The organism is Muriicola sp., from assembly GCF_049669965.1.
In the GTDB taxonomy this organism is placed as follows: Bacteria; Bacteroidota; Bacteroidia; order Flavobacteriales; family Flavobacteriaceae; genus Muriicola.
This window is the reverse complement of sequence record NZ_JBATLB010000298.1, coordinates 1-16457: the sequence shown is the minus strand read 5'-3', so window position 1 is coordinate 16457 and position 16457 is coordinate 1. Positions and strand designations below refer to the sequence as shown.

Here is a 16457-nt window from a genome sequence, read left to right as displayed (position 1 = left end):
CTTTTTCTTTATGTACTGCTAACTTTTATTCCGGATCCTCGATGCTTTCTGCCTACAAAGAAGGCCGCTACCGTGAGCATCATTCCCGTAAACATTAACCATGCCCCTGTTGAAGGCAAGGAAGTTACGTCAAAATTCAGCATTTTTGTATGTCCCAAAAGTGGCGGTTTATAGGTCATAGGTGTACCGTCCGGATTGGCAAGTTTCATAATGGCATGGGGATCCAGATTGGTCCCATAATCTACCATCCAGGCATTAAAATCGTACATGCCCATAGCTCCTAACACAGACATCAGTATAAACCAACCTAAAAACCAATGATAACTTACCTTCCCTAGTAATCCTAAAACTCCAACGAGCGATCCCAGAAAAATCATGATGCCAATGACTATGGGAAATGTACTAAACTCCCACATTTCTTCTGGCTTAGGCAGGGTCTTCATTCCTATGTAATGATTAAGGCCATCAATATTCTGAATGTCGAATTCATTTACGCCTCTTATCCCATTGATATGGATATTCATCCCCAGAGGATCTGGATATTGAGGCGCACCTAACATGATGTTCCACAAGGGAAAGACATATAATCCCAGTAAGAATAAAGGACCTATTATCATTAGAATACTCGCTTTTTTCATCTCTCCTTTATATTAAAAAACTTCTGTATGTGCATACTAGTTAGCAACAACTTGCTTATAATAAGCGGATAACCGTTAAAGCTACCCGCTTTTAGTTCAATCTTGTGATGGGGCAATTACCACACTAATCCCCCAAAGACCAGGAGAGTTCAATGTTAGAGCTTGCAGGCGATACCCTTACATAGCCTTGCATTTCCTGATGCAATGCAGAACAGAAATCTGTACAGTAGAATGGCCATACCCCAACTTTTTTAGGCTCCCAAACAGAGGTTTTGGTTTGTCCCGGCATCACTAAGAGTTCAGAGGTATTCTGACCTATGATGGAAAATCCGTGTGGCACATCAAAATCTTGTTCATGATTGGTAATATGGAAATATACCTTATCGCCTACCTTCACACCCTCTATGTTATCGGGGGTAAAGTGACTCCGTATGGTAGACATATAAATGTGTACTTCGTTCCCATCGCGTTCAACTCTTGCCTTATCAGGCGTAAGTGTAGCGTACGGATGCTTGTTCTCATCAAGCCGGTAAATCTTTTGCGACTTTGGAGCGAGTAGTTCTGCAGGACAACCAGCGGCGTAGTGGGGTTCCCCGTGGGTTGGAAAATCGGAGAGTAGCTCCATTTTTTCACCGGAGATATCATAAAGCTGAGCGGAATGTTCCATCTCTGGCCCTGTTGGCAAATACCTGTCCTTGGTGATCTTATTCATGGCAACTACATACTTGCCAAATGGTTTTCTTGAGTTACCTCCGGGGATCATTAGGTGACCTACGGAATAGAAGGTTGGTTTTCTGTCTATGACCTCCCAAGTTCCAAGTTTCCATTTTACCACTTCTGAAGAAATAAAGAAGGTAGTATAGGCGTTTCCTTGGCCGTCAAACTCGGTATGTAATGGTCCAAGACCACCACTTTTTACAGTACCTGCAAGTACATCTTCAAACTTCAAAATAGGAATCCCGTATGCTTCACCATCAAATTTCTCACCCTCAATAGCGGCGATCATTTTGTCGAAGGAATGCACCGTCAGATCTGCAGATAACTTTCCGTTGCCTATGATGTATTGCCCGGTGGGATCTACATCACAACCATGAGGCGATTTTGGTGTTGGCAAAAAGAAGATGGCTCCAGGTACATCCGTAGGGTTCACTGTAAGTACTTCTTTTAACATGGTAGAGGTGCCTGTGTGAGTTTCTTCATCATAGACATTGTGTGCATAATTGGCGGCCATTTTGGTCCCTCCACCATTCTTTACGTATTCTTCTATTTTCTTCCAATTGATCGCAGCAATAAAGTCCTTGTCGTTTTGAGAAGCATTGACTTCCAGGAGTGAATTGGCTTCCTCGGTATTATAGGTTGTAAAGAAGAACCAACCGTGCGATTTCCCTCTTCCGGGATGAGAGAGGTCATAATCAAAACCAGGCATCAATATTTGAAATTCCATATTTAAACGACCATTCTCTGGTGCCACACTAATAAAGGACAGGGCTCCTTTAAAGTTGCCCTTGTATTCATTAATAGGCATATCGCGTTGAGGAACAGGAACAGAGAATCTGGTTCCCGCAACTACGTATTCCGTATTTTCAGTGATAAAAGATGAACTGTGGTTGCCAGCGCTATTGGGCACCTCCATGATCTCTTCTGTCTCGAAGGTTGTTAGGCTAATACGGGCTATTCTGGGGGTATTATTCCCATTGATAAAGATCCATCTGCCGTCTAATTCCCCATTTGTCTGGGAGATATCCGGGTGGTGGGCATCATCCCAGGGGATAAAACCAAAGGAAGTATTTAACATCGGTTTAGTCTCTTCAGAATACCCATATCCGGAAGTTGGAAATTGTGAAAATACCGGGATCTCCTTGAACATCCTTCCCGAAGGCAGACCGTATACCGTAATATTTCCACTATAGCCTCCGGAGAGGAAGGCATAAAATTCATCTTGCTCGCCCGGTGCCACATAGACTTTTTCAGCGGCTCCGGAGGAGAGGGCCCCTGAAGTACCAGAATCTTTATTGTTGCAACCCGTTAGGAACATGGCAAACCCCATCAGAATCACCGCAACATAATTTACTTTTTTCATCTTGTTTAATTTAGTTGTTTATATGTGTATTTATAGTTGTTTCCTTGTTATTCTGAAGGAGGTAGCATCACTTTATCCACTACGTGAACAATCCCATTACCTCCGCTGATGCTTGCTATGATCTTGGCGCCGCCTACATATACATCATCTCCCTTTACTTCTATCATCACACTTTGGTCATTGGCCTGACCCAGTTTTTTAAACTTTTTCAGGAATTCTTTGGAATAGTTTCCCGGTGTTACATGATATTTTAGAATATTGGCCAACGCATCTTTGTTTTCTGGCTTTAAGAGATCCTCTACAGTTCCTTCGGGAAGAGCCGCAAATGCCTCATTAGTTGGGGCAAAAACCATAAGTGGTCCCGCATTTACCAAAACATTTTCTAGTGAAGCCGCCTGTACAGCTGCCACCAGGGTGGTATGATCTGGTGAACTGATGGCAATGTCTAATACGGTAGGGGCGGAAAGATCGTCCTTAATAAAAGCTTGTCCTTGTTTTTGCGTGTTTTCCTCGGCAGAGGTTGCCGTAGATGTTTCTGATTTGGCCTCATTTTTACAATTTGAAACAATTCCCACTAATAGAAAAGCGGCACTCAACACTAAATATTTTTGTATTCTTTTCATCGGATTAGTTATTATAAGGTTCTGAAATATTCTAAGATGGAACGGGTCTCTTCTACCGTTAAATTCTGATTGGCCATGGCAGCTCCGTTAAATTCAATAAGAAGGTCCTTGGCGCAGCGATCTTCTTCGGTCATTAACTTGGGGTCTAGGATCATGTTCATGATCCACTCCGGACTTCTTCTTTCCAGGATACCCTTGGGAGAAGGTCCAATAAATCGCTTGTCGATCTTATGACAAGCCGTACAATTGGACTTAAAAATAGCTTCACCGGCTGCAGCCATTTCGGTGTTAATTTGAGGGTCGAGGGTAATTTCTTTAATCTGCCCTACCCCTTTCTCTTCGAGGGTAATGCGCTTGGAAGCAGGAACTGCATCAGTCGCAGAAGATGCTTCAGATGATTGCTCTGTAGCTTTGCTTCTATCTACGCTAAAGCCTTCTTTTTTCTCTTCCTTTCCCACACAACTTATGAGGAGTAAAAAAAATACCAAGGCCATACTTTTCAAAATTGATTTCATTTGATTAGAGTTAAAATTATTGTCAAATTTATTAGGAAGGTAGGGTATATAATATGATAAAAATCATATTTCGGATATTAATATCTTTTTATATTTTTATATTTAATTTAACCCGTGCCTTAAGACAAAATATATGCTAAGTAATTCAAGTAAATACGCATTAAAAGCCGTATTGTATCTCGCAGATAAAACCGATATCTCGCATAAACTAATGGTAAGAGAACTCAGTGAACCTACACAGGTCCCCAAGGCGTATTTGGCGAAACTATTACAAGCCCTCTCCAAGCACAATATTATTTCTGCTACAAAAGGACCTAAAGGCGGGTATTTTCTGACCAAAGAGAATAGAGAATTGCCAGTATTCAGGGTCATAGAAGTAATTGATGGAAATCAACGAATTGAATCTTGTGTTCTCGGGATAGATGAATGTAATGCAGCACATCCCTGTCCCCTTCACGAATATGTAAGTCCCACAAGGACGGCTCTTTTAAGTACTTTGAAAAAAATGACCATTGGTGAGCTTGCACTCGACCTTAAAAAAGGCACTTCCTTTTTGTCTCGTTAAGCAAACTTCAAAATCCAAAAAAAACGTATCTTTCTTTCTTATTGAGCCTTAGACCCTTCGTATTATGAAAAAAAATAAGTCGCGCAGGTCCTTCCTGAAAAAGGCTGCACTGGGCAGTGCTGCATTGGGAAGTGCACCCTATATCATCGCAGCGCCCGGAAGCCAGGAACTGCTGCTAAAAAGAGAATACCCTTCGCAAAATTACACTGCAAATGATGCCATTAATCTGGCCCTTATAGGCTCAGGGATACAAGGTATTTATGATACTAGCACCGCCTTACAGGTGCCAGGAGTTCAATTGGTGGCAGTTTGTGATCTCTACACAGGCCGACTGGCGAGAGCCAGGGAACTTTGGGGAAATGAATTGTTTACAACCCGGGACTACAGGGAGATCCTCTCCCGTGATGATGTGGATGCAGTGATCGTTGCCACCCCAGACCATTGGCACACCAAGATCACCATTGATGCTTTAAGTGCTGGTAAAGCTGTTTATTGCGAAAAGCCCATGGTACAAAAGTTTGAGGAAGGGGCACAGATCATAACTGCACAAAAAAACTCTAAGGCAATTTGTCAGATCGGGAGTCAGGGAATGTCATCCCTTGGGAATGAAAAAGCAAAGCAATTATATCTGGAAGGGGCTATTGGTGAGATAGTACTTCTTGACATGTACAACGACCGATATTCTGCAGAAGGCGCCTGGCAATATCCCATACCCGGGGATGCCAATCCACAATCAGTAGATTTTGATACTTTTTTGGGAAATGCACCTCAACAGCCCTTTGATGCTACACGTTTTTTCAGGTGGCGGAATTATAAGGATTATGGCACAGGAGTGGCAGGCGATCTCTTTGTACATGCTTTTTCTACTCTCCATTATATCCTGGATTCTAAGGGTCCTAACAGGGCTTTGTCTACTGGTGGCCTGCGATACTGGAATGATGGCCGGGATGTACCCGATGTGACCCTTACCTTTTACGACTATCCCAAAACACCCACACATGCTGCTTTTAATGCCTCCTTCCGGGTAAATTTTATCGCAGGTTCTGGGGATTCAGGGGGATTCAGACTTATTGGAACTGAAGGGGCCATGGAGGTAGGACAGAATTCGGTTACTCTTAAGCGAAGTAAGCTCGGTAAGATCCCCGGAGATTATTCAATGATAGCTTATACGGAAGCAGAACAGAAGGAATTAGCCAAAGCATATGCCGCCATGGATCTGGAAAAGAGGGCCGATGCACTTACCACAGGTGAAACCGTATGGAAGGCACCTTATGATTATAAAGGGGGGCATTACGATCATTTCCTCTCCTTTTTTAATGCCATTCGAGGACAAGGAACAATTATCCAGGACCCCACTTTTGGACTTCGTGCTGGTGGGGCGGCTTTATTAGCAAATGAAAGTTATCAGAGGGGGATGCCAGTAAAATGGGATCCGTTGCAGATGAAATTAGTATAGTGCACAAATAAAAAGGGTGCTTCTTTGGCACCCTTTTTAGTATAAATTATTGCTTGTCCCTTATATTTTAAAGGTCATTACCGGAATCTTGGAATGATTGGCAATATCTTCTCCGATACTGCCCATGAAAAAATGGGAAAGTCCTTTCCTGCCATGGGTAGGTATACCAATTAGATCGGCATGAATACTTTCGCTATAATTTAATACTCCTTTTTCCACACTGTAATCATTGTAGATCGTAGCTTCCAGACCGGCTCCGGCTTTTTGCAAATACGTATTTATCTTTTCCAAAGAGTCATTATGACTCAGGAAGTCGTCTCCAGGGGTATTGATGTACACCAGATGTAGTTTTGCACCCAAAGAGGTAGCAAACTTGCGTGCTTTTTGGAAAGCGGCCAGACTTTCGCTTTTAAAATTACACGCAAAAACAAAATTATCAATTTTAAAATCCTTTAATTCATCCTTTACCACAAGTACTGGTATATCAGAATGTCTTACTACTTTTTCAGCATTAGATCCCACAAAGATCTCCCTTAACCCATCACTACCATGGGATCCCATGACTATCAGATCGGCATTGTGTTTCTCAGCGATCTCATTTACCTCGCCAAAAACTTTAAAATGCTTAATGACCGGAGTGATCTTCAATCCTTTTAGATAGTCCTTATCTAAAAAGGTGTTTAATTTTTTCTCCGCCATTTTGAGCAAGAAAACTGTTTGTTCCGGATGAAATCCCTCCGTTGAGGTAAGCATAGCCTCATTTAACTCGAGCATATGCAGTACTAAAATCTCTAGCTTCTGCTTTTTAGCTAAGGATGCGGCTACTTTGAGAGCATATCCGGACTGTTCTGAGAAATCTACTGGGACAATAATTGTTTTCATGAGTTCTTTTTAAAAGATTAAATGGTCATTGAAAATACTCTTTTTTCCGGAGCTTTTCTATGCATTAAGAGATCAAATGCCATACATACGTTACGTACAAAAGGTCTTCCTGCTTCTGTAACGAAAAGTTTGCTATTATTAGTATTTACCAAACCGTCTAATTCCATTTCTTGTAAATGGTCCAGAACAAGCTCTAAGTCGTTAAATTTCAAACTTTCCTCTTCCCAGGAGGTTTCCATTCTGCACATCAGGTTAAGTATGTGCCTGCGAATTATCAGATCCTCTGCAGAAAGCAGATGCCCTCTGTAGATAGGTATAATATCGTGAGCCACCAGGTGTTGATACTCTTCAATGCTTTTTACGTTTTGAGCAAAACCATACCAGCTATCGCTAATACTAGATGCCCCCAACCCTACCATTAGCTGGGTCTTGGAATCTGTATAGCCCATAAAATTACGATGCATAGTTCTAGCTGCAAAGGACTTATAAAGCGAGTCGCTCCGGAGGGCAAAATGATCCATGCCTATTTCGTAATAGCCGGCCTGAGTCAGTAATTCCTTTCCCAATTCGTATTGATGCCGTTTCTCTTCTGCCCCAGGCAGGTCTTCTTCCTTAAAACCTCGTTGACCATTCCCCTTCAACCAAGGCACGTGGGCATAACTATAAAATGCTAATCTGTCTGGTCTTAGTTCGCTAGTCCTGTCTATGGTTTCCCTAATGTCTTCTATTTGCTGATGCGGAAGTCCAAAAATTATGTCGTGTCCTACGGAGGTATACCCAATCTCCCTGGACCACTCAGTCACTCTTTTTACATTTTCAAAAGGTTGAATTCTGTGAATAGCTTTTTGCACCTTTTCACTGTAATCCTGTACCCCGTAACTCACTCGTCTGAATCCCAGATCGAATAAGGTTTGTAAGTGTTCTCTGGTAGTATTGTTGGGATGCCCTTCAAAACTAAAATCATGATTATCGGCTTTTTCCGCATGTCGAAAGATCCCGTCTATCAGCATTTTTAAGTGTTCCGGGGCAAAGAAGGTTGGGGTACCGCCTCCCAGGTGCAGTTCCTTAATAATAGGCTTAGCACTAAATATATCACAATACAAACGCCATTCTTTTAATACCGTTTTTATATAAGGCATCTCTACCTCATGCCGCTTGGAAATACGTTTATGACACCCACAAAACGTACACATGCTCTCACAATAAGGCAAATGGATATAGAGGCTTATGCCCTCTGATGCATTGCTTTCTTCAAAACTTTTTTGTGTGGATTGTTTCCAATTTTTTCCTGAAAACGATTTAATATCCCAATACGGAACCGTAGGATAACTCGTATATCGGGGACCCTGAACATTGTATTTTTGAATAAGATTAGGCATGAAATAACAGTTTATTCAAAAATACACGGACTTGTTATCCTAAAATATGATATAAATCATCTAATCAGAAGGTGGTATCCAGGACCCATCAGGAAGTAAAATTTTCATTTAATACGTATTCTTCATCCAATTATAGGGGGGCCTTTTCATCCATAGACCTCGTGTAAAATCTGGAAAATCCTGGGGTTCTCCCTTGTGCAGTATGGATGCCTCCGATAAAGGTGTTACGGCACTCCAGGCAGCTGCATCATACGCATCCATGGGTGGTGCACTATTGGCTTTTGCCGACTCTATAAAGGAATTCAACACAAAGAAGTCCATTCCCCCATGCCCGGCACCTGCGGCGTATTCACCGTATTTTTTCCACAATGGATGGTCGTATTCGGCCAGCCATGCATCGGCTTCATCCCATCTATGGGGCTCCGATCTTCCTTCAATATACATCCGGTTGCCATCTACCTCCCATAAACCGTTTGCCCCCTGTACCCTGAACCCTAAAGAGTACGGTCTGGGCAAGTTACAATCATGGGTAATGATGATGGTTTCCCCTTTGGCCGTATCTATGGTGGTCGTTATTACATCTCCCTGCTTAAAGGTAACACTCGCATTGGGGTGGTCTTTCCCTCCTTGTTTTACGATATGATTATGCAAGCCAATACCTTTTGTGGCATGGGATGTAAGGGATAAAAACCTATTTCCCCTGTTGATATCTGCCATCACCGCCACCGGACCCAGGCCATGGGTGGGGTAGACATCTGCATTGCGTTTTACGGAATGTTCTGTGCGCCAACTGGCTTCGGAAATAGCTTTTTCACCAAACTCTACTCCCCCGCCGTAGGGCTGTTTCCCATTGTTGAATTTCACTTCTCTCAGATCGTGCTGATACCCGCATCTGAAATGAACCAGTTCTCCAAAAATTCCCTGTTTCACCATATTTAATACCGCCAGGACATCTCTTCGGTAATTTACATTTTCCAGTATCATCATGTGTGTTCCAGTGGCTTCATGAGTGTTTACCAGATCCCAGCATTCTTCCAAGGTATTTGCCGCAGACACTTCTACCCCGGCATATTTCCCTGCTTTCATGGCATCTACGGTCATTCTTGTATGCCATAACCAGGGAGTTGCAATAATTACTGCATCTACCTCTTTTAATGCCAGTAAATTAAGGTAGTCTAAGGGATCCTTCCCAAAGATGGCCGGGGTCTTTTTCCCGGCTTCTGCCATCAATCGCTTCCCTATTTCGATGCGTTCAGGGTCTATGTCACAAAGTGCAGTGATGCGTACATCTGTGCGAAAAAGAAGATTTTTCAGATGATTGGTGCCACGGAGGCCAACGCCTATTAACCCTACATTGAGTTCTTCTTTGGAAGGGGATGCATACATGGTAGATGCTAATGTAGGAAGCACACTCATCCCGGCAGTCGCGATGGCCGTATTTCGAATAAAATTTCTTCTGCTGCTCATATGTAAGATGTTATTAAAAGAGAAACTCAATTTATGAATTTCTTATGGACAGGGCGGGATTTGCAACTTAAAAACTTATTTTTGCGACCAAAACAAATTATAATGACCTTATTATTAATGGCCGCCGGAAGAGGTAGCAGATATGGAAAACTAAAACAATTTGATGGATTAGGCCCAAAGGAAGAATTTCTGATGGAATTCAGTATCTACGATGCCCTTGAAAACGGTTTTGATCATATTGTAGTGGTAACCCAGAAGGATAATGTAACATTCTTAAAAGATTATTTGTCTTCTAAAATTCCGGCTACAGTAGCTCTAGATGTAGTCTCTCAGGAATTGAGCGACCTCCCTGAAGGGATTGGTTTTGAGGGAGAAAGAGCGAAGCCATGGGGTACAGCTCATGCAGTATGGTCTGCGCGTAAAGTTATTTCAGGCCCTTTTGCTGTGATCAATGCTGATGATTATTACGGGAAACAGGCCTATAAGAATGCTGCCAACTTTATTTTTGACAATCCAAAGGACAATTCTTTTGGACTAGTGGCCTATACCCTGAAAGATACCCTATCCGAATATGGCTCCGTATCCAGAGGTGTCTGTAAACAAAATGGGAAAGAACTGCTTTCTGTTGTAGAACGCACTGCGATTGAACAGCAAAAAAGTGAGATAATTGACACCGATACTGGTATTAAATTTACCGGTGATGAAATGGTGAGCATGAACTTTTGGGTTTGCAGACCTGGCATTTTCGACCAAATAGAAAAAGACATTAGGAGTTTTCTGGAAGAAGGAGAAAATATGGAAAAAGGTGAGGTTTACCTTCCTTTTGTCATCCAGGCAATGTTACAGGCGGGGAAAACCAGGGTTGAGGTGATTCCTTCAGAGAGCATGTGGTTTGGAGTAACCTATGCGGATGACAAGGAGAAAGCAATGTCACAGCTTCAATATATGACCTTGGAAGGGCATTACAGATCGCCACTTTGGAATTAAATATTCACTAATCGTCGCTTTATGGAAAGCAGACTTGCGGAAAAGGCACTGGAACATTTTGTCATTGAACGCAAGCGCTATGAAATTACGCCCTTAATACAGGGATATATAAACCACAGCTTCAAAATAGCAGATGCAGGCCAGCCCAAATACTTGCTGCAGCACCTCAATAAAAATGTATTTCAGGATATTGAGACCCTGATGCACAATCTGCAAGCCATACTACCCTATTTATATCACAAAGACTATACGTCAGTAGATCTGATGCCGACCAAAGCAAGAACTCCGCTGTACAGAGATTCGGAAGGGGAATACTGGCGACTAATGACCTATGTCCCGGAAAGTATCTCATACAATACTACCAATAATAGGGCGATTGCAAAAGAAGCAGGGAGAATTCTTGGGATCTTTCACAGATTATTAAAAGATGTGCCCAAAGCTGGTCTTTCAGAAACCATTCCCGGTTTTCATTCGCTGGAAAAAAGGCTGACAGAATTTTCCGATGCACGGAAGAATGCTTCTCCAACGCGCATTAAAAAAGCAGAAAAATGGATCTTGCTTGCCGAAGCAATAGTAAAAAATATACATAGTGATATACCCTCAGATCTCCCTCTGCGAATATGTCATAACGACACCAAGCTCAACAATTTCCTCTTTTCAAAAGAAACCGGGAAAGCTCTGTGTTTGATTGATCTGGATACCGTAATGCCCGGATATTTTCATTGCGATTTTGGAGATGCGTTACGAACTTTGGTGAATCCCAGTGAGGAGGATGAAAAAGATGTAACCAAAATTTCGTTCAATCTTTCTATGGCCGATTCGTTCCTTAAAGGACTCAAGGAAAGTGGTCTGGAACTAACCTCAGCAGAGAAATTGGCACTTTCTTACGGAGCTATACTTATGCCATTCCTTCATGGTATACGTGCCTTGACCGATTATTTGAATAATGATCTTTACTACCAGATACAATATCCGGATCAAAACTTAGATCGAAGTATCAGCCTTTTTACGGTAGCTCAAAAAACCCTAGCAAATAAAGAAGAACTGGCTAATTCGGTTGGTCGTATCCTAGGTAAATAAAGCTGTCTATTTAAAGGCCTGAAATCCGGTAATATCGGCTCCGGTGATCAATAGATGAATATCATGGGTCCCTTCATAGGTAAGTACAGATTCTAGATTCATCATATGACGCATAATACTGTACTCCCCTGTAATACCCATTCCACCCAGTATCTGCCTGGCCTCTCGGGCTATGGTGATCGCCATTTCTACATTGTTTCGTTTCGCCATGGAGATCTGCGCGGTGGTGGCTTTGCCTTCATTCTTTAACTGTCCCAAACGGAAAGCGAGTAATTGAGCCTTGGTGATCTCCGTAATCATTTCAGCCAGTTTCTTCTGTTGCAATTGGGTAGCAGCGATAGGTTTCCCAAACTGAACCCTTTCCTTAGCATAGCGAAGGGCAGTATCATAGCAATCCATAGCTGCACCAATAGCGCCCCAGGCTATTCCGTAGCGAGCAGAATCCAGACAGCCCAAGGGAGCACCCAAACCACTTTTCCCCGGAAGTAAATTTTCTTTGGGAACCTTTACATTGTCAAAAATGAGCTCACCTGTAGCAGATGCCCGTAAGGACCATTTATTATGTGTTTCCGGAGTGGAAAACCCTTCCATTCCTCGTTCAACAATCAGGCCGTGGATTCGTCCTTCCTCGTTCTTGGCCCATACTACAGCAATGTCTGCGAAAGGAGAATTTGAGATCCAGAGTTTGGCCCCATTCAAGAGATAATGATCCCCTTTATCCTTAAAATTAGTGACCATCCCCCCGGGATTAGACCCATGATCTGGTTCAGTAAGACCAAAACAGCCCATGTATTCACCGGTTGCCAACTTTGGCAGGTATTTTTTACGTTGTTCTTCCGATCCGTAGGTAAAAATTGGATACATCACCAAAGAAGATTGCACGGATGCCGTAGAACGCACTCCACTATCTCCCCGCTCTATTTCTTGCATGATAAGACCATAACTTATCTGATCCAGACCCGCGCCACCGTATTCCTCAGGAATGTAAGGTCCGAACGCCCCTATTTCTGCCAATCCCTTTATGATCTGCTTGGGAAATTCTGCCTTTTGGGCATATTCTTCTATGATCGGAGAAATGTCTCGTTTTACCCACTGCCTTGCCGCATCGCGCACTAACAGATGTTCGTCGCTTAGCAAGTCGTCTAGTTGGTAATAATCTGGAGCTTCAAAAAGATCGGGCCTCATTGCGTATTATTTTTGTCAAAGGTACTTAAAGGACGATAACTAATCAATGGGGTATGTAAGATATTCCGAAGTATTCTTATTAATTTTTAAAAGGATTCCCGGTTCATAAATGTTGCCAGAAGGGAATGAAAATGATGAACGCCTTGTTCCCGTGTTGGGGAAAACCGACCTGCCTTGTAATAGTGAGAACGGATCCCTTTGTGGACTCCTTCTACCACCGCTTCATCTTCCATTTCAACTTTATCTAAGCCGGTACCGGCACCTTTATCTAGCTTCTCCGGATTTATCACATACGTAACAAAGGAGACCTTGGTCTTATGGAGTTCCAGGGGTTGCACCAGGTTGACCGAAAGGCCCCAGGGGTAGAAATTAAACATCATATTAGGAAAAACCCAAAAGTAATAAGCTGCAATATTTTTCCCGTGGTCTATATGGCCTTCTGGTAGGTCAAAAACGTCTTCGGAACCTTCTGCATATCCAATTTGAACATTGCAATGATCAAAGCAAATGGTTTCGTAATCTCCATAATCGAGTACTGCATTTAAGTCGTCGTGCACAAAGGGAATATGAAAACCTTCCAGGTAATTGTCGCAATACAAGGCCCAATGTGCATTGATCACATAGTCCTTATCTCTTCTAGGATCGTGAACTAATTTATTAAAAGACATAAACCCTACACGTTGGTCCATTTTCTCTATCACCGTCTGAAAATCGAATTCTGGTGACAGGCCTGCAAACAAAAGAGGTCCCCATTGTCTAATAGGGAAATCATGAAGGTTGTCACAAGGTCCGGGGAAATTTTTGGTCTCTTTAAATTCGGGCATATGCTCAAAGTTCCCATTGAGAGAAAATCTCCGCCCATGGTAGCCACAGATCAATTTTTTATAGGAGCCGGTCTCAGAAATAACCAAATTTCCCCTGTGCGTACATACATTGCTGAGACAATGGATCTCTCCTCCTTTATCTTTGGTAAGCAACATAGGTTCTTCCAGAAAATCTCGAAGAAGTACAAAGGGATAGGCAGTACCTTTAGACCCTACCTTATGGCTGTCCCCGATCCACTGCCAGGATCTGTAAAAAATCTTTTGTTTGATAGCTTCGAAGATATCAGGATCCTTATAAAAACTGCTTGGAAGGGTACTGGCTTTGGTAATATCCGGGTCGATGTTGAATTTTTTAGCCACTCCTCTTTTAATTTGTACATTTAAATTTATGTAAATCTTTACGATAATTCACCTTTTATATGAATCTAGCCAAGGACAAGAATAAACTGGGGATCTGGATGTGTACCTCGCTGGTGATCGGGAATATGATCGGTGCAGGTATTTTTATGATGCCCTCGGCACTTGCGAGTTATGGGGGGATAAGTATATTGGGGTGGATAGCATCTTCCATTGGCGCACTGCTCTTGGCCAAGGTCTTTAGCAAGCTCAGCAACATGGTAAAGCAGAAAACAGGAGGCCCGTATGCCTTTGCCAAAATTGGCTTTGGCGACTATATTGGTTTTCTGGTAGCTTGGGGGTATTGGATCTCTACCTGGGTTGCCAATGCAGCCATAGCTATTGCTTTTGTAAGTGCCTTAACTGTACTATTTCCCATTCTGGAGGAAAGTTCTGCTGTAGCAGTTCTCACAGGCCTGGGTGCCATCTGGGTGTTAACCTGGTTCAATTCAAGGGGCGTTAAGAATTCAGGAAAAATGCAATTGGCAACCACCTTGCTAAAGCTGGTACCCATTTTAGTCATTATTGCAGGGGGTTTCTTCTTTTTTGATGTAAATAACTTTGTGCCATTCAATGCCAGTGAGGAAACGAATCTTGGAGCTATTGCTATTACCGGCACCCTTACTCTATATGCTTTTGTAGGTTTTGAAAGTGCCACGGTTCCGGCAGACAATGTAGAAAATCCTGAAAAGACCATCCCGCAGGCTACCATGCTGGGAACCCTTATTACGACGCTGGTATATATCTTAAGTACTGTAGTGGTGATGGGAATGATCCCCATGGAACAACTTGCTTCTTCTCCGGCTCCTTTTGCAGATGCTATGCGAATCATGAGTGGTGAAATTGGGGAGGAGATCGTGGCGATCGGAGCTGCAATTGCTGCCTTCGGTGCTTTAAACGGATGGATCCTCATCCAAAGTCAGATCGCAAGAGCAACCGCCATAGATGACATGTTCCCAAGGATATTCAAAAAAGAAAATAAGAAAGGTGCCCCTGTTTGGGGTCTTATCATTGGAAGTATTTTAAGTTCCATGATCATGTTGATGAACTATACAGAAGGATTGGTGGAGCAATTCAAGTTTATGATCTTACTCTCAATGCTTTGTTGTTTGGTGCCTTATATTTTTTCTACTGCCGCCTATGTTAGTATTGCGCTTCAGCGAAATCCGGGCAAAGGCTCTAGGCCAAGCGTATTTATTTTGGGAACATTGACTTTCTTTTACGCTATTTGGGCGGTTTATGGGGCCGGGGAAGAAGCCGTGTTTTGGGGCTTTATTCTTTTACTACTGGGTACGCCTTTCTATGTATGGATAAAATGGAAATATTCTAAAGAACAATGACAGACATCAAAGTACTTACTTCCCATTCCGAATACCTGCCCCTTGATTCAATGTATATCAATCCGGCTTCTAACGCTTTTATCAATGTTTCCAACATTGCGGCCCAATGGAAGCCTTTAAACTTTCTATCCCCGCCTAACTATCTCAAAGCGATAGAGGAATATGCTGGTTTTGAAGCTATTTTAATAGAGTATGTTTCGGACATACACTACTTTCAAAAAGACAAAAACCTGTCCCTCGATGCCATGTATTGCCGGGATGCTTCCATCGCTACAGACCATGGGATGATCCTTTGTAATATGGGAAAGGCCATGCGATCCCTGGAGCCAAATGCGCAAGATAGCGTATACAAAGCAGCCGGCATCCCTATTTTAGGGCGTATTGAAGCTCCCGGAACGCTGGAAGGTGGTGATGTTGCCTGGATAGATACCCAAACTCTGGCGGTAGGCCATAGTTACAGAACAAACCATGCAGGCATTGAACAATTAAAGGGTCTTTTAAACCCACTGGGAATTGATGTGCTGGTAGTAGAATTACCCCATTTTAGAGGACCCTCTGATGTTTTCCATCTGATGTCTGTTTTTAGTCCGGTAGATGCTGATCTGGCAGTGGTTTACTCACCCTTAATGCCCATTAAGTTTAGAAATGAACTTTTAGAAAGGGGATTTGAATTGATTGAGGTGCCGGAAACTGAGTTTGATACTCTGGGAAGTAATGTTCTAGCATTGGCACCCAGGAACTGTATCATGGTGGCAGGAAATCCAATCACAGAAAAAGCGCTATTTGCAGCAGGATGCAAGCTTAGGACCTATAGGGGGAACGAGATAAGTATTAAAGGAGGTGGCGGCCCAACCTGCCTAACGCGTCCTTTGAAAAGACGACTATGATCACATTTTTAAATAGAATTCACGCGTAAGTTCAACATAAGCTTGTGTGTACATATGTCGTTTTTCTTCTATCACCAGTTCGTCTGTCTCCATTGGTACTTTTCGGAATGAGAAAGCCAGCAAACTGCGCTTAGTGGCCGTTTCGGCCGTCCC

The 16457-nt window shown here is 42.7% G+C and carries 15 protein-coding genes; 6 read left to right on the top strand and 9 right to left on the bottom strand.

Features of this window, described 5'->3' with window-relative positions:
- Positions 1 to 8: 8 nt before the first annotated feature.
- From WBM49_RS14510 to WBM49_RS14495, 4 genes are all read right to left on the bottom strand, one after another.
- On the bottom strand, positions 9 to 638 hold the full coding sequence (locus WBM49_RS14510) for a hypothetical protein (protein ID WP_424372763.1): 630 nt from the start codon (positions 636 to 638) through the stop codon (positions 9 to 11).
- Between the two features lie 124 nt (positions 639 to 762).
- On the bottom strand, positions 763 to 2718 hold the full coding sequence (gene nosZ, locus WBM49_RS14505; protein WP_424372762.1) for a Sec-dependent nitrous-oxide reductase: 1956 nt from the start codon (positions 2716 to 2718) through the stop codon (positions 763 to 765).
- A gap of 47 nt (positions 2719 to 2765) precedes the next feature.
- Positions 2766 to 3341: a fasciclin domain-containing protein gene (locus tag WBM49_RS14500; RefSeq protein ID WP_424372761.1), complete on the bottom strand. Its 576-nt coding sequence runs from the start codon at positions 3339 to 3341 to the stop codon at positions 2766 to 2768.
- Between the two features lie 11 nt (positions 3342 to 3352).
- Positions 3353 to 3856: a c-type cytochrome gene (locus WBM49_RS14495; RefSeq protein WP_424372760.1), complete on the bottom strand. Its 504-nt coding sequence runs from the start codon at positions 3854 to 3856 to the stop codon at positions 3353 to 3355.
- A 133-nt stretch (positions 3857 to 3989) separates the two neighbouring features.
- On the opposite strand from WBM49_RS14495, the gene WBM49_RS14490 reads away from it, so the two are divergent.
- Entirely contained in the window at positions 3990 to 4421 is a 432-nt protein-coding gene (locus WBM49_RS14490; protein ID WP_424372759.1) for an RrF2 family transcriptional regulator, read from the top strand.
- Between the two features lie 64 nt (positions 4422 to 4485).
- Entirely contained in the window at positions 4486 to 5877 is a 1392-nt protein-coding gene (locus WBM49_RS14485; protein ID WP_424372758.1) for a Gfo/Idh/MocA family protein, read from the top strand.
- Between the two features lie 60 nt (positions 5878 to 5937).
- Here WBM49_RS14485 and WBM49_RS14480 read toward each other — a convergent pair whose 3' ends face one another.
- From WBM49_RS14480 to WBM49_RS14470, 3 genes are all read right to left on the bottom strand, one after another.
- A complete protein-coding gene (locus WBM49_RS14480; protein ID WP_424372757.1) occupies positions 5938 to 6759 on the bottom strand; it encodes a universal stress protein in 822 nt (273 codons plus the stop codon).
- Positions 6760 to 6776: 17 nt separating this feature from the next.
- Complete coding sequence (gene hemN, locus WBM49_RS14475; protein ID WP_424372756.1) at positions 6777 to 8138, bottom strand: oxygen-independent coproporphyrinogen III oxidase; 1362 nt, start codon at positions 8136 to 8138, stop codon at positions 6777 to 6779.
- A 108-nt stretch (positions 8139 to 8246) separates the two neighbouring features.
- Positions 8247 to 9605, bottom strand: a complete 1359-nt coding sequence (locus WBM49_RS14470; protein ID WP_424372755.1) for a Gfo/Idh/MocA family protein — start codon at positions 9603 to 9605, stop codon at positions 8247 to 8249.
- 102 nt (positions 9606 to 9707) lie between these two features.
- Here WBM49_RS14470 and WBM49_RS14465 point away from each other — a divergent pair, with 102 nt between their 5' ends.
- Together WBM49_RS14465 and WBM49_RS14460 are read left to right on the top strand one after the other, a co-directional pair.
- A complete protein-coding gene (locus WBM49_RS14465; protein WP_424372754.1) occupies positions 9708 to 10592 on the top strand; it encodes a nucleotidyltransferase family protein in 885 nt (294 codons plus the stop codon).
- A gap of 21 nt (positions 10593 to 10613) precedes the next feature.
- The gene (locus WBM49_RS14460; RefSeq protein ID WP_424372753.1) at positions 10614 to 11672 is read left to right on the top strand and encodes a phosphotransferase enzyme family protein; all 1059 of its coding nucleotides are present in this window, start codon (positions 10614 to 10616) and stop codon (positions 11670 to 11672) included.
- 6 nt (positions 11673 to 11678) lie between these two features.
- On the opposite strand, the gene WBM49_RS14455 is transcribed toward WBM49_RS14460, so the two are convergent.
- Positions 11679 to 12857, bottom strand: coding sequence for an acyl-CoA dehydrogenase family protein (locus WBM49_RS14455; protein WP_424372752.1), 1179 nt, complete (start codon positions 12855 to 12857; stop codon positions 11679 to 11681).
- A gap of 86 nt (positions 12858 to 12943) precedes the next feature.
- Complete coding sequence (locus tag WBM49_RS14450) at positions 12944 to 14041, bottom strand: aromatic ring-hydroxylating oxygenase subunit alpha (protein WP_424372751.1); 1098 nt, start codon at positions 14039 to 14041, stop codon at positions 12944 to 12946.
- 59 nt (positions 14042 to 14100) lie between these two features.
- On the opposite strand from WBM49_RS14450, the gene WBM49_RS14445 reads away from it, so the two are divergent.
- Positions 14101 to 15417, top strand: coding sequence for an amino acid permease (locus tag WBM49_RS14445; protein WP_424372750.1), 1317 nt, complete (start codon positions 14101 to 14103; stop codon positions 15415 to 15417).
- Complete coding sequence (locus tag WBM49_RS14440) at positions 15414 to 16304, top strand: dimethylarginine dimethylaminohydrolase family protein (RefSeq protein ID WP_424372749.1); 891 nt, start codon at positions 15414 to 15416, stop codon at positions 16302 to 16304. Before WBM49_RS14445 ends, WBM49_RS14440 begins: the two co-directional genes overlap by 4 nt.
- Positions 16305 to 16457 lie beyond the last annotated feature (153 nt).

What these genes read in the sequence shown, in the direction of transcription:
- WBM49_RS14480 (WP_424372757.1), bottom strand. Translation starts at nt 6,759, where the DNA reads ATGAAAACAATTATTGTCCCAGTAGATTTCTCAGAACAGTCCGGATAT.
- WBM49_RS14470 (WP_424372755.1), bottom strand. Translation starts at nt 9,605, where the DNA reads ATGAGCAGCAGAAGAAATTTTATTCGAAATACGGCCATCGCGACTGCC.
- hemN (WP_424372756.1), bottom strand. Translation starts at nt 8,138, where the DNA reads ATGCCTAATCTTATTCAAAAATACAATGTTCAGGGTCCCCGATATACG.
- WBM49_RS14445 (WP_424372750.1), top strand. Translation starts at nt 14,101, where the DNA reads ATGAATCTAGCCAAGGACAAGAATAAACTGGGGATCTGGATGTGTACC.
- nosZ (WP_424372762.1), bottom strand. Translation starts at nt 2,718, where the DNA reads ATGAAAAAAGTAAATTATGTTGCGGTGATTCTGATGGGGTTTGCCATG.
- WBM49_RS14485 (WP_424372758.1), top strand. Translation starts at nt 4,486, where the DNA reads ATGAAAAAAAATAAGTCGCGCAGGTCCTTCCTGAAAAAGGCTGCACTG.
- WBM49_RS14495 (WP_424372760.1), bottom strand. Translation starts at nt 3,856, where the DNA reads ATGAAATCAATTTTGAAAAGTATGGCCTTGGTATTTTTTTTACTCCTC.
- WBM49_RS14455 (WP_424372752.1), bottom strand. Translation starts at nt 12,857, where the DNA reads ATGAGGCCCGATCTTTTTGAAGCTCCAGATTATTACCAACTAGACGAC.
- WBM49_RS14460 (WP_424372753.1), top strand. Translation starts at nt 10,614, where the DNA reads ATGGAAAGCAGACTTGCGGAAAAGGCACTGGAACATTTTGTCATTGAA.
- WBM49_RS14510 (WP_424372763.1), bottom strand. Translation starts at nt 638, where the DNA reads ATGAAAAAAGCGAGTATTCTAATGATAATAGGTCCTTTATTCTTACTG.
- WBM49_RS14490 (WP_424372759.1), top strand. Translation starts at nt 3,990, where the DNA reads ATGCTAAGTAATTCAAGTAAATACGCATTAAAAGCCGTATTGTATCTC.
- WBM49_RS14440 (WP_424372749.1), top strand. Translation starts at nt 15,414, where the DNA reads ATGACAGACATCAAAGTACTTACTTCCCATTCCGAATACCTGCCCCTT.
- WBM49_RS14500 (WP_424372761.1), bottom strand. Translation starts at nt 3,341, where the DNA reads ATGAAAAGAATACAAAAATATTTAGTGTTGAGTGCCGCTTTTCTATTA.
- WBM49_RS14465 (WP_424372754.1), top strand. Translation starts at nt 9,708, where the DNA reads ATGACCTTATTATTAATGGCCGCCGGAAGAGGTAGCAGATATGGAAAA.